The sequence below is a fragment of the Pseudaminobacter soli (ex Li et al. 2025) genome, from assembly GCF_029892515.1.
GTDB lineage: Bacteria > Pseudomonadota > Alphaproteobacteria > Rhizobiales > Rhizobiaceae > Pseudaminobacter > Pseudaminobacter soli_A.
On record NZ_JARXVF010000001.1, the window covers coordinates 1,870,904 to 1,893,833 of the forward strand.

A 22,930-nucleotide genomic window follows, 5' to 3' on the forward strand; every position below is an offset into this window, starting at 1 on the left:
CATGGCCCGCGCGCCCGGAAAATCCTTCCTCGGCCGCTTCGGCGTCCATATCGCCGTCGCCGCCTTCGTCATCCTCTGGACGATCCCGACGCTCGGCATCCTGGTCTCGTCGCTGCGCTACAAGGACCAGATCGTCGCCTCGGGCTGGTGGACGGCGCTGACCACGGCAAGCCACACCGACGCCGGCCGGCTCGGCGGCGCGGCTGACCAGGTCGAGAAGGACGGCAAGTTCCTCATCATGGGCAATTTGTTCGGCGCCGGCGACAGCCGCACGCTGACCGCCTTCGGCATCAAGGCGCAGGCGCCGGCTGAATTCCCGGCCGGCTCGGTCGCAGACCTCGGCGACGGCGTGACGCTGCAGGTCAACAACGACGGCTCCTATGTCATGTCCTCGCCGGTGGCCTTCGAGGGCGATCGCGCCCGGCGCGTCTACTATGCGGCGTCGATCCCGCCGAACTTCACCGCCGAGAACTACAAGACGGTGCTGCTTTCCGAGGGCATAGGCCGCTCCTTCATCAACTCGCTGACGGTGACGGTGCCCGCCACCATCATCCCGATCCTGATTGCGGCCTTCGCCGCCTATGCGCTGGCCTGGATGCGCTTTCCCGGCCGCGCGCTGCTGATCGCCACCGTCATCGGCCTGCTGGTCGTGCCGCTGCAGATGTCACTGATCCCGCTGCTCAAGATGTACAACGGAGTCGGCGCCTTCTTCGGCGTGCCGGCCAAGACCTATCTCGGCATCTGGCTGGCGCATACCGGCTTCGGGCTGCCCTTCGCCATCTACCTGCTCAGGAGCTACATCGCCGGCCTGCCGCGCGAGATCATGGAGTCGGCGCGCATCGACGGCGCCAGCGATTTCGAGATCTTCGTAAAAATCGTGCTGCCGCTGTCCTTCCCGGTGCTGGCTTCCTTCGCCATTTTCCAGTTCCTCTGGGTGTGGAACGATCTGCTTGTGGCGATGGTGTTCCTGCGCACCGACGCCGACCAGATGGTGCTGACCGCCAGGCTCAACAACCTGCTCGGCTCGCGCGGCGGCAACTGGGAAATCCTGACAACCTCGGCCTTCGTCACCATATTGGTGCCGCTTGCCGTATTCTTCTCACTGCAACGCTATTTCGTCCGCGGCCTGCTCGCGGGCTCCGTCAAAGGAGGCTGACCGCCATGCAAGCCGCACGCAAGATCGAACGACCCGAACCGGCGGTGGACCGCGACTGGTGGCGCGGCGCGGTGATCTACCAGATCTATCCGCGCAGCTATCAGGATTCGAACGGCGACGGCATCGGCGACCTCCGGGGCATCATCCGCCGCCTGCCGCATATCGCCTCCCTCGGCGCCGACGCGATCTGGATCTCGCCCTTCTTCAAGTCGCCGATGAAGGATTTCGGCTACGACGTGTCGGACTATTGCGACGTCGATCCGATGTTCGGCACGCTTGCGGATTTTGACGCGCTGGTGGCGGAGGCGCACCGGCTGGGGCTGAAGGTGATGATCGACCAGGTCATCTCCCACACTTCCGACGAGCACCCCTGGTTCAAGGAAAGCCGGGCCTCGCGCAACAATCCCAAGGCGGACTGGTTCGTGTGGGCCGACGCCAAGCCCGATGGCACGCCGCCCAACAACTGGCTGTCGATCTTCGGCGGCTCGGCTTGGCAGTGGGACACGCGCCGACAGCAATATTACCTACACAATTTCCTTGCCGAGCAGCCCGACCTCAACTTCCACAATCCGGCTGTTCAGAATGCTGTGCTGGATGCCACGCGCTTCTGGCTGGAGCGCGGCGTCGACGGTTTTAGGCTCGACACGATCAATTTCTACTTCCACTCGGCCGGGCTCGAGGATAACCCGGCCCTGCCGAAAGAGCAGCGCAACGATTCCATCGCGCCCTCGGTCAATCCCTATAACTACCAGGACCATCTCTACGACAAGAGCCAGCCGGACAATCTCGGCTTCCTGGAGCGGTTCCGCGCGCTGCTGGACGAATATCCGGCCGCCGCGGCTGTTGGCGAAGTGGGTGATGCGCAACGCGGGCTCGACATCGTCGCCGCCTACACCGCCGGCGACCATCGGGTGCAGATGTGCTACGCCTTCGACTTCCTGGGGCCTGAGAAGATCAGCGCGCCCAAGGTGCGCAACGTGCTGGAAACCTTCGGCCGCGAGGCGAGCGACGGCTGGTCGTGCTGGGCCTTCTCCAATCATGATGTGGTGCGCCACGCCTCGCGCTGGGGCGAAGGCGAGGCCGACCGCACGGCCTATCTCAAGGTGCTGTCTGCGCTCCTGATGTCGCTGCGCGGTTCGGTCTGCATCTATCAGGGCGAGGAACTCGGCCTCGGCGAGGCCGAACTCGCCTTCGAGGATTTACAGGACCCCTACGGCATCCGTTTCTGGCCCGAGTTCAAGGGACGCGACGGCTGCCGCACGCCCATGGTGTGGGAGAGCAAGGCACAGAATGCCGGCTTCTCGACCGCCAAGCCGTGGCTTCCCGTGCCGGCCGAGCACAAGGTGCTGGCGGCGGATAGGCAAGCAGGCGACCAGAACTCGCTGCTGGAACACTACCGGCGCTTCCTCGCCTTCCGCCGGGGGCACCCCGCACTTGCCAAAGGCGACATCGTCTTCCTGCCGAGCGAAGGCGACACGGTTGCCTTTACGCGCCGGGAAGGTAATGAAGAGATCGTCTGCGCCTTCAATCTCGGCTCGCAACCGGCCGTGGTCGAGCTCGGCGGATCGGCGGGGCTGCAGCCTCTCTCCGGTCATGGCTTTTCAGGCAAGGCCGAAGCAGGCACAATCAGGCTTGGCGCCTATGGTGCCTGGTTCGGGCGGCGCGCCTGATCACGAAGACAGCAGAGGGGAGAAAGAATCGTGGCCGATCTCACGCTGAGGAACGTCAAGAAGGCATATGGCAACCTCAACATCCTGCACGGCATCGACCTCGATATAAAATCGGGCGAGTTCATTGTCTTCGTCGGACCATCGGGCTGCGGAAAGTCGACGCTGCTGCGCACCATTGCGGGGCTTGAAGACATCACCGGCGGCACCTTGCAGATCGCTGGCGAGACCGTGAACGACGTGCCGCCCTCCAAGCGCGGCATCGCCATGGTGTTCCAGTCCTATGCGCTCTATCCGCACATGACGGTCTACGACAACATGGCCTTCGGCATGAAGATCGCGCGCGAAAGCAAGGCCGAGATCGACCGCCGCGTGCGCCAGGCAGCCGAAATCCTGCAGCTGACGAAATATCTCGAGCGCCTGCCCAAGGCGCTGTCGGGCGGCCAGCGCCAGCGTGTCGCCATCGGTCGCGCCATCGTGCGCAACCCAAAAGTCTTCCTGTTCGACGAGCCTCTGTCCAATCTCGACGCTGCGTTGCGCGTTGCCACCCGCATCGAGATCGCCAAGCTCAAGGAAAGCATGCCCAATACAACGATGGTCTACGTCACCCACGACCAGGTCGAGGCGATGACGTTGGCGGACCGGATCGTCGTTCTCAAGGACGGGCGCGTCGAACAGGTAGGCACTCCCATGGAGCTCTACCGCAACCCCGGAAACCTGTTCGTGGCGCAGTTCATAGGCTCCCCGGCAATGAACATTTTGCCGGCGAAGATCGAGCAGGCAGGACCGAGGACAACGGTTTCGCATGTCGGTGATCGCAAGGTCGAAGTGCCGATTGCCTCGCCGGCCGGCACGGCGGGCGCGAAGATCAGCTTCGGCGTGCGCCCGGAAGACCTCTATATCGCCAATGGCGGCGACTTCCTGTTCGAAGGCGTGGTCGACTATGTCGAGCAGCTCGGGGAAGTTCAGCTGGTCTATCTGGAGCTCGGTCACACCAGCCAGCCGCTGGTGGCAAAACTGCCCGGCAATGCCGTGGTCAAGCGTGGCACCGTCCTGCGTCTGGCGGCCGATGCCGACAATTTGCACATCTTCGACGAAAGCGGCAGTTCCTTCGCCCGCAATAGCGCGGACGCCGCTGTAGCGGCCTGAAACCCGACTGGTATTCCGCTTTCGTTTGCAACGGCGCCGCCTGTGTAAACGGAAGCGGACCGTTTGGCGCCCCAGGTGCGGGGCGATGGGCTATCCGCCCGAAGAGGCCTCACACCTTGACGAGGTGCTCGACGCGGCCCTTTTCGCCGAAGATCCGTAGATAGCGCTTCATCTCCTCGGCATCGCCCGTCGCCTTGGCGGGATTGTCCGAGAGCTTTACCGCCTCGCGCCCGTTCACCTGGGTGACCTTGCAGACCAGCGAGATCGCGTTGAGGCCCTGCGTCTCCATCGGCGCGCAGCCCTCGAAGTCATTGGTCAGGTTCGTGCCCCAGCCGAAGGACACGCGCACCTTGCCGCGGAAGTGGTGGTACGCCTCTTCGATCGTGTCGACCTCCATGCCGTCGGAGAAGATCAGAAGCTTGTTGCGCGGGTCGACGCCCTTTTCGCGCCACCAGGCCATGATCTTCTCGCCGGCCTCGATCGCCGGGGCGCTGTCGGGCCTGAAGCCGGTCCAGTTGGCGACCCAGTCGGGCGCCTTGTTCAGGAACGCGCTGGTGCCGAAGGTGTCCGGCAGGACGATCAACAGATTGCCGCCATAGTAACGCTGCCAGTCCTGCAGAACCTTGTAGGGCGCCTGGCGCAGGTCGTGGTCGTTGTTGGCCAGGGCCGCCTGCACCGTGGGCAACTCATGCGCGTTGGTGCCGAGCGCTTCGAGGTCGGTGTCCATGGCCAGGAGCACATTGGAGGTGCCGGTGAAGGCTTCGCCGATGCCTTCCTTCAGCGCCTCCACGCACCAGCGCTGCCACATGAAGGAGTGGCGGCGGCGCGTACCGAAATCGGAAACCTTGAGGCCGGGCAGCTGGCGCAGCCGTTCCGTCTTGGCCCAGAGCTTGGCCTTGGCGCGCGCATAAAGCACGTCGAGCGCGAAGGGGCCGAAGGGGCGCATGGCCGAGCGCGAGCGCAATTCGTTGATGATGGCGAGCGCAGGGATTTCCCACAGCGTGGTGTACATCCACGGCCCATGGAACTCGAGCTCGTATTGCCCGTCGCGCTTGGACAGCTCGTATTCGGGAAGCTGGAAATTCTCCAGCCAGGCGAGGAATTCGGGCTCGAAGATCTGCTTGCGACCATAGAAGGTGTTGCCGCCCAGCCAGATCATTTCCTTCTTCGTGAAGCGCAGCGTGCGCGCATAGTCCAGCTGCTCGCGCAGTTCCTGCTCGTCGATCTCGTCGGCCAGCCTGACGGAGGTAGTGCGGTTGATCAGCGAAAAAGTGACGTCGACATCGGGATACATGCCCCAGATCATCTGCAGCATCAGCAGCTTGTAGAAGTCGGTATCAAGCAGGCTGCGAACGATCGGGTCCAGCTTCCAGGTATGGTTGTAGACGCGTCGCGCAATATCTGTCTTGGTCATTCACGAGAGCCTTTTTGAGCTGCTTTTCGCTTATCCGACAGCCTCTTAACATCGAAACGGCTAACTTGCCTCATCAATGCGCCGCTGGACCGACAAAAATCCCGCTGCGGCAAGCACGGTTGCGTCCGCGACAGCCGGCAAAGCACGGGACGCCAGGGTCAGGCAACGCCCGCCCTTGCCAGATCCAGCCTCTCGCGGCGCAGCCAGCGCGAGAGGAGCAGCACCGCGACCACCGCGAGACCCGTGGACAGGCCGATCCAGATGCCGACGCCGTTCATGCCGAACGGGAATGCCAGGAGCAGGCCCATCGGCAGGCCGATGCCCCAATAGCCGATGGCCGCATAGATCATCGGGATCTTGGTATCGTGCAGCCCGCGCAACATGCCGGCGGCCACCGCCTGGGCGCCGTCCACGATCTGGAACAGCCCGGCAAAGATCAGGAACGAGACCGCGAGACCGATCACGGTGGTATTGATCGGATCGGCGAGATCGATGAAAGCACCGATCAGCATCCGCGGCCAGCAGATCATCAGCAGCGCCGCAAGCGCCATGAAGCTGACGCCCATCACGAAAGCCGTCCACCCCGCGCGACTGATGCCTTCCTCGTCGCGCGCGCCATAGGAGAGGCCGACGCGCACGGTCACCGCCTGGCTGAGACCCAGTGGGATCATGAAGCTGATCGAGGCGATCTGCATGGCAATTGCGTGCGCGGCCAGCGAGGCGGCGCCGATCATGCCCATGAACATCGCCGCCGCGTTGAAGATGGTGACCTCGAAGGCCATGATACCGGCAATCGGCATGCCGAGCTTGAGCAGCCCGAAGAAGCGCGGCCAGTCGGAGCGCCAGAAGCGTCCGAACAGCCTGTAGCGGCGGAATTTCGGCTGGACCGTCACCACGATCGCCAGACCGACGAACATCAGCAGGCTCGACAGGCTGGTTGCCAGCCCGGAACCGGAAATGCCCATCGGTGAAAAGCCGAGATTGCCGAACATGAAGCACCAGTTGGCCAAAACGTTGAAGCCGACCGCCATGAACACGATGGCCAGCGCCCAGCCCGGCCGCTCCAGCGCCGAGATGAAGGAGCGCAGCACGATATAGCCGTAGAAGGGCAGCAAGGCCCATTGCAGCCAGTGCACATAGTGGCCCGCCAGCCTGGCAAGCTCGGGCTCCTGCCCCATGGCGAGCAACAGCCTTTCGGCCTGCCAGAGCAGCGCCCAGATCGGGATGCAGACCAGAACCGCCAGCCACAGCCCCTGGCGCACCGTGCGGCGAATGTCGCGCACCGAATGACGCTTGCGGCCAAGCTCGGTCGCGATCATCGGCGACGTGGCCAGGATCAGGCCGAGCCCGAAGATCAGCGGCGCGAAATAGAGGCTCGAGCCCAGTGCGCCGGCAGCGAGCGTGTCGGGGCCGAGCCGCCCCATCATCATCACGTCGGTCGCGGTCATGGCTGTCTGGCCGAGATTGGTCAGCACCATCGGCCAGGCCAAAGCCAGCATCGCCCGAAATTCGAGGCGCCAAGGATTTACCGGCGCGCGGACGCCGGTTTCATTCGCAGACATGTTTCTAACTTTCAGGAGCGGGCGGCGACGAATGCGCACCGCCGGCCTCGTTCTTGGCGGAAAAACGGAATGGTCTTTCCGACTCTTTTGCGCTTTTTGAACCAAAGCACCGCGTGAAACAAGCCTTCACCTTGGTCAATGGTTGAGCCAGAGACGCCATTGCCGACAGATACTGTCGGCATTCTCTCAAAGTTCTACAGCGTTTCGAGCAGCTGCCGCTGGCGCTGCATTTTGCGAAAAACGCGATAGTCGCGTTCGAAGCGTGCACGCATTGCCGGGTTGGGCCTGCGCTCTCGCCCGGTCTGCCGCATGGCTGTGCAGGCCGCCGCCAGCGAGGGGTAAAGGCCGGCTGCAAACGCGGCCACCATGCCGGTGCCGAGCAGCACCGCATCGTCGACGACGGGCTCTACAACGGTGCAGCCGGTCGCGTCGGCGTAGAGCTCCATCAGAAGCGGGTTTTTGGTGTGTCCGCCGGTGACATGCAGCGTGTCGATGACATGGCCGCTGTCATTGAGCGTCTCGAGTATGTGGCGCATGCCGAGCGCGATGCCAACGGCCGTGCGCCAGTAGAGCCGGCACAGGCTGTCGAAGGTGGCATCCAGCGTCAGCCCCGAAATGACGCCGACCGCATGCGGATCGGCCAGCGGCGAACGGTTGCCATGGAAATCGGGCAGCACATGCAGCCGCGATGCAAAAGCCTCGCTCTCCGTCTCGCGCATCTCCATCACGCGTTCGGCGATGCGCCGGTGCGCGGCCGCATCCGGCTCGCCGCCGGCGCCATGCCAGCGGATGATATGGTCAAGCAAGGCGCCCGTCGCCGATTGACCGCCCTCGCTCATCCAGCAATCGGCAAGGGTGGCGCCGAAATAGGGTCCCCAGCCGCCGACGAAGTGGCGCGGCTCCGGTGACATCGCCATCACGCAGCTGGAGGTTCCGGCAATCAGCGCCAGATGCCGGTCTATCCCGGAGAGGTCGCCAACGAAGCCGCCCAGCACGCCGAGCGCGCCGGCATAGGCATCGATCAGTCCCGTCCCGACACGGCAGGCGGTGGTGAGGCCGAGTGCGGCGGCAGCCTCGGGCAGAAGCGGCCCGAGATCGATCCCGACCGGGCTTGCGCGCCGCGGCAGGTTCCCGCGTTCCAGGAGATCGCCAAGCCCAACCGTGTCGAGGAAGTCCGTCCGCCAACCCGGATTTTCGTGCGCCAGATAGGTCCATTTGCAGGTAAGCGTGCATTGCGAGCGGGCAAGCGAACCCGACGCCTTCCAAGCAAGGAAATCGGCCAGGTCGAAGAAATATCCGGCCTTCGACCATTGCCCCGGCAGATGGCGCTTCAGCCACATCAGCTTGGGGATCTGCATTTCGGGCGACATCACGCCGCCGACATGGTCGAGCACGCGATGCTCGGTCGCCGTGCATTCGGCAGCCTCAGTGATAGCGCGGTGGTCGAGCCAGACCACCGTGTCCCACCGATCTTCGCGGCTGGTCGAAACCGATAGCTGCTTGCCCTCGACATCGCGCATCACCAGCGAACAGGTGGCGTCGAAGGCGATGCCCGCAATATCCTCGGCCGCCACGCCGGCCTTTTCGCGAGCAGCCCGTACTGCGACACAGACCGCGTGCCAAACATCTTCCGAATCATGCTCGGCATGGCCGGGCCTGGGCTGGTGCATGGCGATGCGGTGATCCGCGCGACCGAGCAGGGTTCCTGATGCGTCCAAAATGGCGGCGCGGGCACTGCCGGTGCCGACATCGACGGCACAGACATAGCCCCCCATCAGCGGGCCTTCTTCCGGGCTGTTCGGCCTTGCGGCCATGTCGCGCAACGCATCATGCCGGCGAGAATAACGACCGGCTGGTTGCACGCAAGGGCTGCAGCGGCGAGCCCGTCCTCAGGCAAGCTTGACGCCGGCTTCCCGCATCTGGCCCAGCATCATTTCAAGCGAGCCGCCGAGATCGATGGCGCGGCAGGCATCGAGCCGCACGGTGGTTTCGAAGCCGAGCTTCACCGCATCCAGCGCCGAATAGGCGACGCAGAAATCGGTGGCGAGGCCGACCAGCGTGATCTTGCCGATGCCGCGCTCCTTCAGAAAGCCGGCAAGGCCGGTGGGCGTGGTGCGATCGTTCTCGTAGAAGGCCGAGTAGCTGTCGATGCCGGCGCGAAATCCCTTGCGCACGACGAGCTCGGCCTTGGTCCATTTCAGTGCCGGATGGAAGGCAGCCCCACCCGATCCCTGGATGCAGTGGTCGGGCCACAGCGTCTGCGTGCCATAGGGCATCTCGACGGTCTCGAAGGGCTCCTTGCCGGGGTGCTTCGAAGCAAAGCTGGAATGATTGGCGGGGTGCCAGTCCTGCGTCAGGATCACGTGGTCGAAGCGGCCGATCATCTCGTTGATCAAAGGCACGATCTTGTCGCCTTCGGCCACTGCCAGGTTTCCGCCCGGGCAAAAGTCGTTTTGTACGTCGATGACGATCAGTGCTTCTTCGCTCATTCCATTTCCCCGAACCGGAGCGCCGAAACTCGGCCAGAAGGGGCCGCGCGTCAACTGGCTTTGCCGCTGAAAGCGGACATCAAAATCCGATGTCCCGGCGGTCCGGATGACACCCATTTGGCCGTTGTGCCGGAACTTTGCTGACGTCGCCCGAAAACCGGAAAGAGGGACCAAGGATCGCAGGCACTTTGGAAGGCTGTTCCATGCCGGCGCCTTGACCCCGATCTCCTTCGCATACTAATAAATCCGCCGCACGACAGTCTACCGTTTCGGAATTTGCGGCAGCACGCTAGGACCCTATCGTCCGGCTTCGCCAGGGGTGAAGTTTTTTGCGCCGCTTCTGGTGAAAGGCCGGATTTTCATGAATACCACAGCAGCCCTCAACACTGCCGAGGCCAAGCCGCTTGCTTTCCCCATTCCGGCCAATGTCCATGCCGAGACCGTGGTTTCGGTGAAGCACTACACCGACCGCCTGTTCTCGTTCCGCGTTACCCGGCCGCAGTCGCTGCGCTTCCGCTCGGGCGAATTCGTCATGATTGGCCTGCCCAATGCCGAGAAGCCTGTCTTCCGCGCCTATTCCGTGGCCAGCCCGGCCTGGGACGAGGAACTCGAATTCTTCTCGATCAAGGTGCCGGACGGTCCGCTGACTCAGCATCTGCAGAAGATCCAGCCGGGCGACACGATCCTGTTGCGCCCCAAGGCCACCGGCACGCTCGTGCTCGACGCGCTGACGCCGGCCAAGCGCGTGTTCATGATCTCGACCGGCACCGGCATCGCGCCCTTCGCCAGCCTGCTGCGCGACCCCGACACCTATGAGAAGTTCGAGCAGGTCTATCTCACCCACACCTGCCGCGACGTGGCCGAACTGGCCTATGGCAAGGAGCTGGTGGCCGCGCTCGCAGAAGACCCGCTGATCGGCGAGCTGACCCATGGCCGCGTGACGCTCTATTCCACCACCACGCGCGAAGAGTCGCCCTATATGGGCCGCATCACCGCGCTGATCGGCTCGGGCAAGTTCTACACCGACCTCGGCATCGAGAAGCTCAATCCCGAGACCGACCGCATCATGATCTGCGGCTCGATGCATATGCTGAAGGACGTCAAGGAGTTGGCGGAAAGCCTTGGCTTCGAGGAAGGCTCGCTCAGCCATCCGAATAGCTTCGTGGTCGAGCGCGCCTTCGTCGGCTGATCTTACCGGCTCATCCCCAATGGCGCTGCGACTGGGCTCGCAGCGCCTCTATCCCCTACTCTCCTAGGCACGAAAAAGCTCACCGAGCGGCACCCCAAAGTTGGGGTTTGCCTTCGACAATCTTTTGCAACTGAGTGTCATCTGGCGCATAGTTCGCGCCATGGCAACGCAGAAGAATCACAAGCCCGACTACGAGAAAATGCTGCGCGTGGCAGGCGTCCGCATCACGCGGCCGCGTCGTGTCATCGTGGAGATTCTTACGAGCTGCGAAGACCATCCCGACGCCTTGGAGATCTTCAAGCGCGCCGCCGAAGTCGATTCGAGCATTTCGCTCTCGACGGTCTATCGGACCATGAAGGTGCTGGAGGGTCTGGGCGCCATCCACCGCCACGCGTTTGAAGGCGGGCCGTCGCGTTTCGAGCAGGCCGGCGGCGAACATCACGACCATTTGATCGACCTCGACACGGGCGACGTGATCGAGTTCAAGTCCGACCGCATCGAGCATCTGCAGAACGAGATCGCCGAGGCGCTGGGCTACGACATCGTGCATCACCGGCTCGAACTCTACGGCCGCAAGCGCAAGGCCAGCTGAGCGGCACGCGAACAATCTCCGTCGATACCCCTGCCCTGGCACTCGCCATGTCCGATCAGACAGGTTGACGCGGCCGCGGTGCGGGGCAATCATCCTTCACTAGGGGGAGATGCATTTTAGTCGCAACTCAGCGGGACATTGTAATGGAAAAAGCCGAAATCGGCCTGATCGGCCTTGGCGTAATGGGCTCAAACCTGGCGCTGAACATAGCCGAGAAGGGCCATCCGGTCGCCGTCTTCAACCGGACCACCTCGCGCACCGGAGAATTCTTCGAGGCGGCAGGCAATCTGCGCGAGATGATCGTGCCTTGCACGACACTGCAGGACCTGGCGGCATCGATCCGGCCGCCGCGCCCGATCATCATCATGGTGGCCGCCGGCCAGGCCGTCGACGAACAGATCGCGGCACTTCGCAGCGTGCTTTCGGACGGCGACATCGTCATCGATGCCGGCAACGCCAATTTCCGCGACACGATCCGCCGCTTCACGGAGCTGAAGGATTCGGGCCTCACCTTCATCGGCATGGGTGTTTCGGGCGGCGAGGAAGGCGCGCGCCATGGTCCCTCGATCATGGTCGGCGGCACGCGCGATTCCTATGCGCGCGTCGAGAAGGTGCTGATCGACATTTCCGCGAAATATGAGGGCGAGCCCTGCGCCGCCTGGCTCGGACCGGACGGTGCCGGTCATTTCGTCAAAACCATCCACAACGGCATCGAATATGCCGACATGCAGATGATCGCCGAAATCTATGGCGTGCTGCGTGATGGGCTGGGCATGCAGCCCAAGGAGATCGGTGCGGTCTTCGCCGAGTGGAACAAGGGTCGGCTGAACTCGTACCTCATCGAGATCACCGCCAAGGTGCTCGTCGCCGACGATCCGCAGACCGGCCAGCCGATGGTCGACATGATCCTCGACCGCGCCGGCCAGAAGGGCACCGGCAAATGGTCGGCGATCGAAGCCCAGACGCTCGGCGTCTCGGCAACGGCGATCGAAGCGGCGGTTTCGGCGCGCATCCTGTCCTCGCTCAAGGATGAGCGGCTGGCGGCCGAGAAGGCTTATGCCATCTCCGACCTGCCGAAATTCTCGGGCGACCGTCAGGCCATTTTGCACGACCTGGAGCTGGCATTGTTCGCCGGCAAGATTGCCGCCTATGCGCAGGGCTTTGCGGTGATGGACGCAGCTTCCAAGCAGTTCGACTGGCGGCTGCCCATGCCCACCATCGCCAAGATCTGGCGGGCCGGCTGCATCATCCGCTCGCAGTTCCTCGGCACGTTGGCCGAGGCCTTCCAGCAGAGCGGGACGCTTCCGAACCTTTTGATGGCGCCGGCTTTCATCGACATGATGAAGGAAGCGCATCCCTCGCTGCGGCGCATCCTGGCGCGCGCGGCCGAGGCCGGGTTGCCTGTGCCGGCACTGTCTTCGGCGCTGGCCTATTTCGACAGCTATCGCCAGGGCCGCGGGACATCCAACCTGATCCAGGCACAGCGCGATTTCTTCGGCGCGCATGGCTTCGAGCGCATCGATGCCAAGGGAGCCTTCCACGGCCCGTGGGGCGACAGCGGCTGAGGGATAAACCACAAAGCGGGCGCCAAGGTGGAGGATTTCATGGATTGGTCTTTCCAGCTCTACAGCGCCCGCAACTTCCAGCCCTGGCCGAACGTGCTGCAAACGCTCGCCCGGCTCGGCTACCGGCAGGTCGAAGGCTATGGCGGGATCTATGACGATCCCGCCGGCATGCGCGCTGAGCTCGACCGCAATGGCCTGGCTATGCCGAGCGGCCACTTTCCCATCGACATGCTCGACCGCGACTTTTCCAATGTTGAGCGCATTGCCAGGACGCTTGGCATCGACCTCCTCGTCTGCCCCTATCTCGAGCCACGCGACCGGCCCTATGATGCGGCCAGCTGGCGCGAGTTCAGCAGGCGCCTTGCCAGCATCGGCAACAGGGCAACCGGGGCCGGCTTCCATCTGGCCTGGCACAATCACGATTTCGAATTCATGCCGCTTTCGGACGGCTCGGTACCGCTGGCCCATATTCTCGACGCTGCGCCGAACATCGGCTGGGAAATCGACGTCGCCTGGACCGTGCGCGCCGGCGCCGATGTGATGGACTGGATCGAGCGTCACGGCGCCCGCATCATGGCCGTCCACGTTAAGGACATGGCCGCCGCCGGGCACGCGCGTTCGGAAGATGGCTGGACCGATGTCGGCTACGGCACCATCAACTGGCCGATGATCATCAAGGGGCTGCGCAACCGCACGCGGGCCCGCTACTACGTGCTTGAGCACGACAATCCGTCCGATTACGAACGCTTCGCACGTCGCTCGATCGAGGCGGCGACCAATTTCTGAAACCTCGGATCGCGCGCCGGAAGCGAAGGCGCTGTTGGCGACGAAGAATTGACGTCGACAACCAGGCCTGCTTGGGCCATCGTCGCGCATCGATTGCGCTCCCTCATCCAGCACTTCACGGCCACCTTCTCCCTGGTGGCCGAACGAAGCGGAAGGCCGGGTGAGAGGGTAATCTTCAAGGAGTTTCCATGACCTATGTTCCGGCTGAAAACCGTTATGAAAACATGCTCTACAACCGCTGCGGACGTTCCGGCCTGAAGCTGCCGGCGGTCTCGCTGGGCCTGTGGCACAATTTCGGCGGCGACACGCCGCACGAGACCAAGCGCGCCATCTGCCGCACGGCCTTCGACCACGGCATCACGCATTTCGACCTCGCCAACAATTACGGCCCGCCCCCCGGCTCGGCCGAGACTGCCTTCGGCGAGATACTGCGCACCGACTTTGCCGGCCATCGCGATGAGCTGATCATCTCCAGCAAGGCCGGCTACGATATGTGGCCCGGTCCTTACGGCGAATGGGGCAGCCGCAAATATGTGCTCGCCAGCCTCGACCAGAGCCTGAAGCGCATGGGCGTCGACTATGTCGACATCTTCTACTCGCACCGTTTCGACCCCGAAACGCCGTTGGAAGAGACCATGATGGCGCTGGATCATGCCGTGCGTTCGGGCAAGGCGCTCTATGTCGGCATCTCGTCCTACAATTCGCAGCGCACCCGCGAGGCCGCGCACATCCTGCGCGAGCTCGGCACGCCCTGCCTCATCCACCAGCCGAGCTACTCCATGCTCAATCGCTGGGTCGAGGATGACGGCCTGCTCGACACGCTGGACGGGCTCGGCGTCGGCTCGATCGTGTTCTCGCCGCTGGCGCAGGGCATGCTGACGACCAAATATCTGAAGGGCGTGCCCGAGGACAGCCGCGCGGCACAGGGCAAGTCGCTCAAGCAGAACTTCCTCAACGAGCGGACGCTGGCCAATATCCGCGCCCTGAACGAAATCGCCGCGCGCCGCGGCCAGACGCTGGCCCAGATGGCCATCGCCTGGGTGCTGCGCAAGGGCCGCGTCACCTCGGCGCTGATCGGCGCCAGCCGTCCCGAACAGGTGACCGACTGCGTCGGCGCGCTGAAAAACCTCGACTTCAGCGATGCGGAACTGGCCGAGATCGACCAGTACGCCCGCGAGGCCGACATCAACCTTTGGGCTCGCTCGGCCGAGCGCTGACATTAGCCCGATAGCCAAAAAGAAAGGCCGGGATCAACCCGGCCTTTTTTGTTTCTTGCTCCGGCTTGTCACGCCGCCTTGTCGCGGACCTGATAATCCTTCACCGCCGTAAAGCGGATCGCCTTCCAGCGCTCGGCCTCGTAGTTCAGCGAGAACTCGTGCTGGGCGAGGAACACCGGATCGTCATCGAGATCGCGGGCGATGTCGCCGCGATGGGCTTCAACGAAGCGCTGCAGGTCGGCCTTGTCGTCGGCATCGATCCAGCGGCAGATCGAGAAGCGCGACATCTCGAAATCGACCGGCAGGGTATATTCGACGTTGAGGCGCTCTTTCAGCACGTCGATCTGCAGCGCGCCGACCACGCCGACGATGGCCGGCGAGCCGTCTTCGGGCTGGAAGAGCTGCACGACGCCTTCCTCGGCCATCTGCTGCAGCGCTTCCTTGAGCTTCTTGGCCTTCATGGCGTCACCCAGGCGCACGCGGCGCAGGATTTCCGGCGCGAAGTTCGGCACGCCGCGGAACAGGATGTCCTCGCCCTCGGTCAGCGTGTCGCCAATGCGCAGCGTGCCGTGGTTGGGAATGCCCACCACGTCGCCCGCATAGGCCTCGTCGGCCGTGATACGCGAACGCGCGAAGAAGAACTGCGGCGCCGACAGCGACATCGGCTTGCCGGTGCGCACCAGCTTGGCCTTCATGCCGCGCTGAAGCGTGCCCGAGCAGACGCGCACGAATGCGATGCGGTCGCGGTGGTTGGGGTCCATGTTGGCCTGGATCTTGAAGACGAAGGAGGTCATCTTCTCCTCCGTCGCCTCGACCTTGCGCACGTCGGCCTCCTGCGCGCGCGGCGCAGGGCCAAAGGCGCCCAGCGCCTCAATCAGGTCGCGCACGCCAAAATTGCGCAACGCCGAGCCGAAATACACCGGCGTCAGGTGGCCCTGGCGGAAGGCATCGAGATCGAAGGGCCGACAGGCCTCGCGCGCCAGCTCAAGCTCCTCGATGAAGGCCGGGCGGTCGTTGTCGGGCAGCAGGCCCGCAGCCCAATTGGAGTCTGGGCCGTGCACCGGCGTGCGTTCTTCTTCCGCGTCGCTGCGGCGCACAGCGTTCTCGGCCAGATGGTAGGTGCCGGCAAAGGTCTTGCCCTGGCCAATGGGCCAGGTGATGGGCGCGGTGTCGAGCGCCAGCTTCTGCTCGATCTCGTCGAGGATCTCGTAGGTGTCGCGGGCCTCGCGGTCCATCTTGTTGACGAAGGTGATGATCGGGATGTCGCGAAGGCGGCACACCTCGAACAGCTTTAGCGTGCGCGGCTCGATACCCTTGGCGGCGTCGATGACCATGACCGCCGAGTCCACCGCAGAAAGCGTGCGATAGGTATCGTCGGCAAAGTCTTCGTGGCCCGGCGTGTCGAGCAGGTTGAAGACGTTGTCGCCATATTCGAAGGTCATCACCGAGGTGACGACCGAGATGCCGCGCTCGCGCTCGATCTTCATCCAGTCCGAACGGGTCTGGATGCGGTCCTTCTTGGCCTTCACCTCGCCGGCGAGCTGGATGGCGCCGCCGAACAGCAAGAGCTTTTCGGTCAGCGTGGTCTTGCCGGCGTCCGGGTGCGCGATGATCGCGAAGGTGCGGCGGCGCGAGACCGCCTTGGCTATGTCTTCAGCCATGTCGTGATGATCCTGTTTGATGGGCCGGCTTCTAGCAGGAGGTCGGGCCGCTGTCGAGAAAATGGGACGATCTGGCCCTTGTTGCCCGAGCCTCGTCATATAGGTCCGCCATATATAGGCGATATTGCGCAGATCTTTCATGAGCAGCAGTGCCAAGCGAGGAACCGGGACATGACCCAGAACATCTATGACGATCCCGAATTCTTCGAGGGCTACAGCCGGCTTGGCCGTTCCGTGCACGGGCTGGAAGGCGCGCCCGAATGGCCGTCGCTGCGGGCGCTGCTGCCCGACCTCACCGGCAAGCGGGTCGTAGACCTCGGCTGCGGTTTCGGCTGGTTCTGCCGCTGGGCACGCGAAAATGGGGCCGCACAGGTGCTCGGCCTCGACGTGTCGGAAAACATGCTGGCCCGCGCTCGGGCTGTCACCGCCGACGAGGCCGTCAGCTACGAGCGGGCGGATCTCGAGCATCTGGAATTGCCGGACGCGTCCTTCGATCTCGCCTACAGCTCACTTGTGCTGCACTACATCACCGACCTGCCACGCCTGTTGGCTACGGTTCATCGCGCGCTGGTGCCGGGCGGCCAATTCACCTTCTCAATGGAGCATCCCATCCTGATGGCTCCGATGCACCCCGGCTGGACCATGGATGGACAGGGCCGCAAGACCTGGCCCGTGGACAGCTATCAAATGGAAGGTCCGCGCGTGACCAACTGGCTGGCCGAAGGGGTGGTGAAGCAGCACCGCACCATTGGCACCACACTCAACCTTTTGATCCGCAGCGGCTTCGCCATCACCCATGTCGAGGAGTGGGGGCCGACCGACGCGCAAGTCGCTGCAAGCCCAATGCTGGCCGAGGAACGCGAGCGGCCGATGTTCTTGCTGGTGTCGGCACGGCGCGGGTAGGACAAGCTGTCCCGTCCCCACGCCTGCCAAAAACCGTCGCATGCTGCGCTTGCGAATTGACGAAAGCCGAGAACCGGGAATAGATCGCGGCCATGAACACGCCCTCCCAAAACTCCCCCATCGTCGGCGTCGTCCGGCTCCCCGAAGCCAAGGGTCTCGACCTGCCCGCCTATGAGACCGCCGGTGCTGCCGGCATGGACCTGCGCGCGGCGGTGCCCGACGACCGCCCGCTTCTCATCCTGCCTGGCCGGCGCGCGCTGGTGCCGACCGGCCTGATCCTGGAAATTCCCGAAGGCTACGAGGGCCAGGTGCGGCCGCGTTCCGGCCTTGCCTTCAAGCACGGCATCACCTGCCTCAACACGCCCGGCACGATCGACAGCGACTATCGCGGCGAGGTAAAGGTGCTGCTGATCAACCATGGCGACGAGGAATTCTACGTCGAGCGCGGCATGCGCATCGCGCAGATCATCTTCGCCCCGGTCACGCAGGTGAAGCTCGAGGAGCAGAGCCTTGCCGGGTCGACAGGGCGCGGCGCCGGCGGCTTCGGGTCGACGGGCCACGCATGACGCAGCCCAAGCTCGTCATCTTCGACTGCGACGGCGTGCTGGTCGACACCGAAAACACCGTCAACAAGGAGCTGTCCGGCTGGCTGCGCAAGGCCGGCATGGACGTCGACTACCAGTATTGCCGCAAGACCTTCTCCGGCCGCAGCATGATTTCGGTGCAGAAGGAGGTCGAGGCGCAGGGTTACAGGCTCGGCGAGGATTTCGTCGAGCGCTGGAACTCCGGCCTGCCGGAGCTGTTCGCCACCCATGGCGTGGAAGCCATTCCGCATGTGCGCGACTTCATCGAGGCGGTACGCGCGCAAGAGATCCCCTATTGCGTCGCCTCCTCGGCGCGGGTCTCCAAGATGCATGTGACGCTCGGCACCACCGGGCTCCTGCACTATTTCGAGGACGTGCTGTTCAGCGCCAGCATGGTCGGCCGCGCCAAGCCGTTTCCGGATCTCTTCCTTCATGCCGCAGCCACCATGGGCTTTGACCCATCGGATTGCATCGTCATCGAGGACAGCGTGCCCGGCACGCAGGCCGGCATTTCCGCCGGCATGCGCGTCTTCTCCTACCATGGCGACCCGAACACCAATCGCGACGGCCTCGCAGCCGCCGGAGGCATATTGTTCGACGATATGCGCGAATTGGCAGGATTGATTCCGCTCGGCTGAAACGGGTTTGCGGCGCGACATCGTCATCGCTAAGATCGCGCCGTTCCTTCCTGTTTCGAGGTCGATGCAATGGATAAGGGCGCGGTCTTTCGCAAGCTCCATGAGGCGCCTGGCGCCTTCGTCATCCCTAATCCCTGGGACGTCGGCACGGCGAAGCTTCTCGCCGCCGCCGGCTTCAAGGCGCTGGCCACCACCAGCGCCGGCTTTGCCTTTTCGCGCGGCCTGCCCGACGGCGGCGTGCCCTTCGACGTCATGATCACCCATTGCAGGGAACTGGCCGCCGCCACGGAGTTGCCGGTTTCCGCCGACCTTGAAAAGGGCAAGGGCGACACTCCCGAAAGCGCGGCCGAAACCATTTTCGCCGCCAGCGCCGCCGGGCTCGCCGGCTGCTCGATCGAGGATTTTTCCGGCGACCCCGACAAGCCGATCTACGACTTTTCCGCAGCGGTAGAGCGCGTGGCGGCAGCGGCGGAAGCCACCCATGCGCTGAGGCGCGGGTTCGTCTTCACCGCGCGCGCCGAGAACTTTTTGCACGGCCGCCCGGATCTCGACGACACCATCAAACGCCTGCAGGCTTTCGAAAAGGCCGGCGCCGACGTGCTCTACGCGCCGGGCATCACCGATGTCGAAACGGTGCGCAAGATCTGCTCTGCCGTGTCGAAGCCGGTCAATGTGCTGGCGGTCCCGGGCTTCAGCGTCGCTACCCTGGCCGAAGCCGGCGCAAAGCGCGTCTCGGTCGGCTCCAAACTGACGACCTACGCTTTCGGCATGTTGCAGAAGGCTTCGCGCGAGATGCTGGAGCAAGGCACATTCGAATTTTCGCGCGACGGCATTCCCTTCGGCACGCTGCAGGACATGTTTTCTCGCAGGTAACCCCTACCCTGCCCGCGCGGCCAGTCGCGTCGAAGGCGCCAGCGAAAGCTCGCGCGCGGAGACCGCCTTGTGCAGATGCACCATCATGGCGGCGGCGAAGAGCGGCGTCAGAAGGTTAAGCAACGGCACCGCGAGGAACGCCGCGATCACCAGCCCGGCCATGAAGACGGTGCCGGCGTATTTGCGCCGCAGCGCCTTGGCCTCGGCCTCGGGGCGGAAGCGCATGGCGGCGAACTCGAAGAATTCGCGGCCGAGCAGATAGCCGTTGACCACGAAGAAGGCGCCGATGTTTACGCCCGGCACCAAAAGCAGAAGCAGCGCCAAGATGTTTGCGACGATGACCACGCCTAGAAATTTCAGCGTCATGACTACGGCCGGCACGATGGGCAAGGCGCGGCCGGGCGGGTCGGCCGGATAGTCGGTGCGCTCGACCACCTCGGCGATGTCGTCCAAAAACAGGCCGGCCACCAGCGCCGTCACCGGCGCGATCAGCAGCGCAAGACCGAGCGCCAGCCCCACGCCGGCGAAGATCGCCGCGATCAGCCCGAGCCAGCCGGCCCAGGCCGGAAAGCCGGGCAGCAGCGCGTCGATCCACGGCAAGGCGAGCACGTCGAACAGCTTGTAGAGCCCGAACCAGGACGCCACCAGCGCCAGCAGGGTGATGCCGAGCGTCTTGAGAAAAACCGCGCGGAATTCTGGCGAGAACAGCCTGCCGGCGGCGGCACGGGCGGCGTCGAATATCATCGGCGGCGGTTCCTTTCACGTCGGGGCCGTTGTCGCCCTGAGATAGGCAGGCGGCGACGTCCCCGCAAGAAAGCGCGTTTTGCAGGCTTTGCAAAATTCGGGCAAACCGCTAGACCCGCCGGCGGCCTGCGTGCCACAAAGTATCTGCCCGGCTTTTGCGGAGACCTTCATGAGCCAATACGACGTGCTTTGCATCGGCAATGCGATTGTCGACATCATTGCCCAGTGCGACGACGATTTCCTCGTGGCGAACCGCATCATCAAGGGCGCCATGAACCTGATCGACGCCGAGCGCGCCGAGCTGCTCTACAGCCGCATGGGCCCGGCCATCGAGGCCTCCGGCGGCAGCGCGGGCAACACGGCGGCGGGCGTGGCGAGCTTTGGCGGGCGCTCGGCCTATTTCGGCAAGGTCAGCCAGGACCATCTCGGCGGCATCTTCACCCACGACATCAAGGCGCAGGGCGTGGCCTTCGACACCAACCCGCTCACCGGCACGCCGCCCACCGCCCGCTCGATGATTTTCGTCACGCCCGACGGCGAGCGCTCGATGAACACCTATCTCGGCGCCTGCGTGGAGCTGGGGCCTGAGGATGTCGAGGCCGACAAGGCGAGCGGCGCAAAGGTCACCTATTTCGAGGGCTATCTGTGGGACCCGCCGCGCGCCAAGGAAGCCATTCGGCTTACGGCCTCCCACGCACATGCCGCCGGCCGCGAAGTGTCGATGACGCTGTCGGACCCGTTCTGCGTCGACCGCTACCGCGACGAGTTTTTAGACCTGATGCGGTCGGGCACGGTGGACATCGTGTTCGCCAATGAGAGCGAGGCAAAGTCGCTCTACCAGACCGAATCCTTCGACCAGGCGCTGGAGCTGATCCGCCGCGACTGCAAGCTCGCCGCCGTCACCCGCTCGGAGCTCGGCTCGGTCATCGTGCGCGGCGACGAGACGGTTGCCGTCGACGCCATCGAGATCGCCGAACTGGTCGACACCACCGGTGCCGGCGACCTCTACGCCGCCGGCTTCCTGTTTGGCTACACCACGGGGCGCAGCCTGGAAGAGTGCGGCAAGCTCGGCTCGCTGGCCGCCGGCCTGGTCATCCAGCAGATCGGCCCGCGCCCACGGCAAAATCTGCGCGAGCAGGCCGAACAGGCGGGGTTGCTGTAGCTCGGTGCCCTCCCTCCCCCTTGAGGGGGTGAGGAGTGGTGGCCGCAGGCCACGAAAAGCCAACGATTTGGCTTTTCGCCCGCTTCGCGGACCATTCCTCACCTTCACCATGAGGGCTACCGTTGGCGCCCACCTCCCTCATCGTAGGGCGAGGGACTGGTGCAGATTCGCGCTTTCCGTCGGCGCCTGCCCCTCTCTCCAGAGGAGGCCACCGCGCCCCCTCATCCTGAGGTGCCGCGCCAACATTCCTCATCCTGAGGTGCGAGCCCGTAGGGCGCGCCTCGAAGGACGCACCTATTCATCGCCACGCCCGGTCTTCACCGTCTGGCCATTGTCAAAGAACCTGGGAAGACGGGCGGTCGTCGGACGCGCTCGTTTAGGTAAATCTTGCGGCCCTTCGACCGCCCGTTCGATGCTCTTGCCCCGCTCAGTCGCCTCCACATTCGCGTGGCCAGCCGCCGCAAAGGCCCGGACTTGGGGGTTCATCACCCAGCAGCGCCACCGTTAGCGCCACCAGCCCGGACATCGTCGCCCTCCACGCTCATCCGGTTCATGACCCGTGTTCCCGGTGAGGCCGATGCCACGGAGTATGCGGGAGGCGGAAAGGTGGGGGAGAAAATCAGAGAGCGAAGCGGAAGAATTGGTCCGGACGCTGAAGATCGAGCATCCTTATGGCCAAGTTGGCAGGCTTCCCTGGCAACTTCCTAGCGGTACCATCGCGTTCGGGAAAGATGCTTATCCTCAAGAACTCCCTGAGATAGCGGAGCAAATTCGCACGTTCACCGAGCGAGTTGATGATAGCGACATGCTGATACGCATGCGCCGTCTCCTTACGGAAGCCGAAGTAATTGTTTACCTTGGCTTCTCATATGGCGACATGAATATGCAACTTCTGTCGATACACGAAGCTGAGGATAGAGTGGTCTTCGGGACAAGCTATGGCGTTTCAGGACCAAACAAACAAGTGATTGAGCGAGATATCATCAATACCATGGGACCGTCGCATGAAGTGGTCAAATCCCTCGAATTAGCAGATATGACATGCGCTGACTTCTTAAGGGCCTATTGGCGGCCCATTTTACGCGGCGCATACTGATCGCATCAGGAATTGTGGTAACCACGAATACTTGCATCCTCGCGGGCGGGCTACATCCCTATGAAATATCAACCAATCCCCGAGCTTGATCGCGAGTATATTCAGGAGCGGCTGACGAGCGGCAGCGAAGACGATGTAATCCGTGCCGTGCTAAGTGCCGCGCTACACGATGATGACTGGGCATGGGCCCAGAGTATCTGCCTGAGCCAGCTTGATCATCCAAGCCGGTGGGTTAAGCAGGCGAGCATAACCGGCCTTGGCCATGTGGTCAGGCTACACGGCAAGCTCGATCTCGATGTCGTGGCCGCCAAGCTGGCGGCCTACCGGGAGTCGGATGAGATGAACGGGTCCATTGAGGACCTGTTCGGCGACATCAATATTTTCCATCGCAAGCAAGACAGGGCGAACTGAGCCGTCGCCACATCGCGAAGGAAGCAAGGAGGGCGGCGCCATGCCCTCCGCTATGGCTCCGGGCCTTGAAGC

At 63.7% G+C, this 22,930-nt stretch carries 21 protein-coding genes; 15 read left to right on the top strand and 6 right to left on the bottom strand.

Going from position 1 to position 22,930, the window contains the following annotated elements; genetic code table 11:
- The first annotated feature begins 1 nt into the window (after position 1).
- The 3 genes from M2281_RS08945 to M2281_RS08955 are packed head-to-tail and all read left to right on the top strand — an operon-like array spanning position 2 to position 3,972.
- Positions 2-1,156, top strand: coding sequence for a carbohydrate ABC transporter permease (locus tag M2281_RS08945; RefSeq protein WP_280820706.1), 1,155 nt, complete (start codon positions 2-4; stop codon positions 1,154-1,156).
- A 5-nt stretch (positions 1,157-1,161) separates the two neighbouring features.
- Entirely contained in the window at positions 1,162-2,826 is a 1,665-nt protein-coding gene (locus tag M2281_RS08950; RefSeq protein ID WP_280820707.1) for an alpha-glucosidase family protein, read from the top strand.
- Between the two features lie 30 nt (positions 2,827-2,856).
- Entirely contained in the window at positions 2,857-3,972 is a 1,116-nt protein-coding gene (locus M2281_RS08955; RefSeq protein WP_280820708.1) for an ABC transporter ATP-binding protein, read from the top strand.
- Between the two features lie 109 nt (positions 3,973-4,081).
- On the opposite strand, the gene pncB is transcribed toward M2281_RS08955, so the two are convergent.
- From pncB to pncA, 4 genes are all read right to left on the bottom strand, one after another.
- The gene (gene pncB / locus M2281_RS08960; RefSeq protein WP_280820709.1) at positions 4,082-5,386 is read right to left on the bottom strand and encodes a nicotinate phosphoribosyltransferase; all 1,305 of its coding nucleotides are present in this window, start codon (positions 5,384-5,386) and stop codon (positions 4,082-4,084) included.
- Positions 5,387-5,544: 158 nt separating this feature from the next.
- Positions 5,545-6,948 carry an MATE family efflux transporter gene (locus tag M2281_RS08965; protein WP_280820710.1) on the bottom strand — a complete coding sequence of 468 codons (1,404 nt, stop codon included), beginning with the start codon at positions 6,946-6,948 and terminating at the stop codon, positions 5,545-5,547.
- A gap of 194 nt (positions 6,949-7,142) precedes the next feature.
- A complete protein-coding gene (locus tag M2281_RS08970; protein WP_280821161.1) occupies positions 7,143-8,723 on the bottom strand; it encodes an FGGY-family carbohydrate kinase in 1,581 nt (526 codons plus the stop codon).
- Positions 8,724-8,837: 114 nt separating this feature from the next.
- The gene (gene pncA, locus M2281_RS08975) at positions 8,838-9,437 is read right to left on the bottom strand and encodes a bifunctional nicotinamidase/pyrazinamidase (RefSeq protein ID WP_280820711.1); all 600 of its coding nucleotides are present in this window, start codon (positions 9,435-9,437) and stop codon (positions 8,838-8,840) included.
- A 361-nt stretch (positions 9,438-9,798) separates the two neighbouring features.
- Between pncA and M2281_RS08980 the strand changes: the two genes are divergently transcribed.
- The 5 genes from M2281_RS08980 (at position 9,799) to mgrA (ending at position 14,786) form a co-directional block, all read left to right on the top strand.
- A complete protein-coding gene (locus tag M2281_RS08980; RefSeq protein WP_280820712.1) occupies positions 9,799-10,626 on the top strand; it encodes a ferredoxin--NADP reductase in 828 nt (275 codons plus the stop codon).
- A gap of 160 nt (positions 10,627-10,786) precedes the next feature.
- Complete coding sequence (locus M2281_RS08985) at positions 10,787-11,218, top strand: Fur family transcriptional regulator (protein ID WP_280820713.1); 432 nt, start codon at positions 10,787-10,789, stop codon at positions 11,216-11,218.
- A gap of 143 nt (positions 11,219-11,361) precedes the next feature.
- On the top strand, positions 11,362-12,783 hold the full coding sequence (gndA, locus tag M2281_RS08990) for an NADP-dependent phosphogluconate dehydrogenase (protein ID WP_280820714.1): 1,422 nt from the start codon (positions 11,362-11,364) through the stop codon (positions 12,781-12,783).
- Positions 12,784-12,822: 39 nt separating this feature from the next.
- Entirely contained in the window at positions 12,823-13,569 is a 747-nt protein-coding gene (locus tag M2281_RS08995; protein WP_280820715.1) for a sugar phosphate isomerase/epimerase family protein, read from the top strand.
- Between the two features lie 188 nt (positions 13,570-13,757).
- Positions 13,758-14,786 carry an L-glyceraldehyde 3-phosphate reductase gene (mgrA, locus tag M2281_RS09000; RefSeq protein WP_280820716.1) on the top strand — a complete coding sequence of 343 codons (1,029 nt, stop codon included), beginning with the start codon at positions 13,758-13,760 and terminating at the stop codon, positions 14,784-14,786.
- A 68-nt stretch (positions 14,787-14,854) separates the two neighbouring features.
- Here mgrA and M2281_RS09005 read toward each other — a convergent pair whose 3' ends face one another.
- On the bottom strand, positions 14,855-16,447 hold the full coding sequence (locus M2281_RS09005) for a peptide chain release factor 3 (RefSeq protein WP_280820717.1): 1,593 nt from the start codon (positions 16,445-16,447) through the stop codon (positions 14,855-14,857).
- A 171-nt stretch (positions 16,448-16,618) separates the two neighbouring features.
- Between M2281_RS09005 and M2281_RS09010 the strand changes: the two genes are divergently transcribed.
- From M2281_RS09010 to M2281_RS09025, 4 genes are all read left to right on the top strand, one after another.
- Complete coding sequence (locus tag M2281_RS09010) at positions 16,619-17,350, top strand: class I SAM-dependent methyltransferase (RefSeq protein ID WP_280820718.1); 732 nt, start codon at positions 16,619-16,621, stop codon at positions 17,348-17,350.
- Between the two features lie 92 nt (positions 17,351-17,442).
- Complete coding sequence (dut, locus tag M2281_RS09015; protein WP_280820719.1) at positions 17,443-17,916, top strand: dUTP diphosphatase; 474 nt, start codon at positions 17,443-17,445, stop codon at positions 17,914-17,916.
- A complete protein-coding gene (locus M2281_RS09020) occupies positions 17,913-18,572 on the top strand; it encodes an HAD family hydrolase (protein ID WP_280820720.1) in 660 nt (219 codons plus the stop codon). The genes dut and M2281_RS09020 overlap by 4 nt, the downstream gene beginning before the upstream one ends.
- Positions 18,573-18,641: 69 nt before the next feature.
- Entirely contained in the window at positions 18,642-19,445 is an 804-nt protein-coding gene (locus M2281_RS09025; protein ID WP_280820721.1) for an isocitrate lyase/PEP mutase family protein, read from the top strand.
- A gap of 3 nt (positions 19,446-19,448) precedes the next feature.
- On the opposite strand, the gene M2281_RS09030 is transcribed toward M2281_RS09025, so the two are convergent.
- The gene (locus M2281_RS09030; protein WP_280820722.1) at positions 19,449-20,189 is read right to left on the bottom strand and encodes a sulfate transporter family protein; all 741 of its coding nucleotides are present in this window, start codon (positions 20,187-20,189) and stop codon (positions 19,449-19,451) included.
- A 169-nt stretch (positions 20,190-20,358) separates the two neighbouring features.
- Here M2281_RS09030 and M2281_RS09035 point away from each other — a divergent pair, with 169 nt between their 5' ends.
- The 3 genes from M2281_RS09035 to M2281_RS09045 all read left to right on the top strand — a co-directional run bounded on the left by M2281_RS09035 (position 20,359) and on the right by M2281_RS09045 (position 22,858).
- Positions 20,359-21,351, top strand: coding sequence for an adenosine kinase (locus M2281_RS09035; protein WP_280820723.1), 993 nt, complete (start codon positions 20,359-20,361; stop codon positions 21,349-21,351).
- A gap of 589 nt (positions 21,352-21,940) precedes the next feature.
- Positions 21,941-22,447, top strand: a complete 507-nt coding sequence (locus M2281_RS09040) for a hypothetical protein (RefSeq protein ID WP_280820724.1) — start codon at positions 21,941-21,943, stop codon at positions 22,445-22,447.
- A gap of 60 nt (positions 22,448-22,507) precedes the next feature.
- Positions 22,508-22,858, top strand: a complete 351-nt coding sequence (locus tag M2281_RS09045; protein ID WP_280820725.1) for a hypothetical protein — start codon at positions 22,508-22,510, stop codon at positions 22,856-22,858.
- The last annotated feature ends 72 nt before the right edge of the window (positions 22,859-22,930 follow it).

Bases quoted from the DNA above. Each gene is read 5' to 3' on its own strand.
- pncB (WP_280820709.1), bottom strand. From the start codon at position 5,386: ATGACCAAGACAGATATTGCGCGACGCGTCTACAACCATACCTGGAAG.
- M2281_RS09025 (WP_280820721.1), top strand. From the start codon at position 18,642: ATGGATAAGGGCGCGGTCTTTCGCAAGCTCCATGAGGCGCCTGGCGCC.
- M2281_RS09030 (WP_280820722.1), bottom strand. From the start codon at position 20,189: ATGATATTCGACGCCGCCCGTGCCGCCGCCGGCAGGCTGTTCTCGCCA.
- M2281_RS08950 (WP_280820707.1), top strand. From the start codon at position 1,162: ATGCAAGCCGCACGCAAGATCGAACGACCCGAACCGGCGGTGGACCGC.
- dut (WP_280820719.1), top strand. From the start codon at position 17,443: ATGAACACGCCCTCCCAAAACTCCCCCATCGTCGGCGTCGTCCGGCTC.
- M2281_RS08985 (WP_280820713.1), top strand. From the start codon at position 10,787: ATGGCAACGCAGAAGAATCACAAGCCCGACTACGAGAAAATGCTGCGC.
- pncA (WP_280820711.1), bottom strand. From the start codon at position 9,437: ATGAGCGAAGAAGCACTGATCGTCATCGACGTACAAAACGACTTTTGC.
- M2281_RS09040 (WP_280820724.1), top strand. From the start codon at position 21,941: ATGCGGGAGGCGGAAAGGTGGGGGAGAAAATCAGAGAGCGAAGCGGAA.
- M2281_RS08995 (WP_280820715.1), top strand. From the start codon at position 12,823: ATGGATTGGTCTTTCCAGCTCTACAGCGCCCGCAACTTCCAGCCCTGG.
- mgrA (WP_280820716.1), top strand. From the start codon at position 13,758: ATGACCTATGTTCCGGCTGAAAACCGTTATGAAAACATGCTCTACAAC.
- M2281_RS08945 (WP_280820706.1), top strand. From the start codon at position 2: ATGGCCCGCGCGCCCGGAAAATCCTTCCTCGGCCGCTTCGGCGTCCAT.
- M2281_RS08965 (WP_280820710.1), bottom strand. From the start codon at position 6,948: ATGTCTGCGAATGAAACCGGCGTCCGCGCGCCGGTAAATCCTTGGCGC.
- M2281_RS09035 (WP_280820723.1), top strand. From the start codon at position 20,359: ATGAGCCAATACGACGTGCTTTGCATCGGCAATGCGATTGTCGACATC.
- gndA (WP_280820714.1), top strand. From the start codon at position 11,362: ATGGAAAAAGCCGAAATCGGCCTGATCGGCCTTGGCGTAATGGGCTCA.
- M2281_RS09045 (WP_280820725.1), top strand. From the start codon at position 22,508: ATGAAATATCAACCAATCCCCGAGCTTGATCGCGAGTATATTCAGGAG.
- M2281_RS08970 (WP_280821161.1), bottom strand. From the start codon at position 8,723: ATGGGGGGCTATGTCTGTGCCGTCGATGTCGGCACCGGCAGTGCCCGC.
- M2281_RS09005 (WP_280820717.1), bottom strand. From the start codon at position 16,447: ATGGCTGAAGACATAGCCAAGGCGGTCTCGCGCCGCCGCACCTTCGCG.
- M2281_RS09020 (WP_280820720.1), top strand. From the start codon at position 17,913: ATGACGCAGCCCAAGCTCGTCATCTTCGACTGCGACGGCGTGCTGGTC.
- M2281_RS08980 (WP_280820712.1), top strand. From the start codon at position 9,799: ATGAATACCACAGCAGCCCTCAACACTGCCGAGGCCAAGCCGCTTGCT.
- M2281_RS09010 (WP_280820718.1), top strand. From the start codon at position 16,619: ATGACCCAGAACATCTATGACGATCCCGAATTCTTCGAGGGCTACAGC.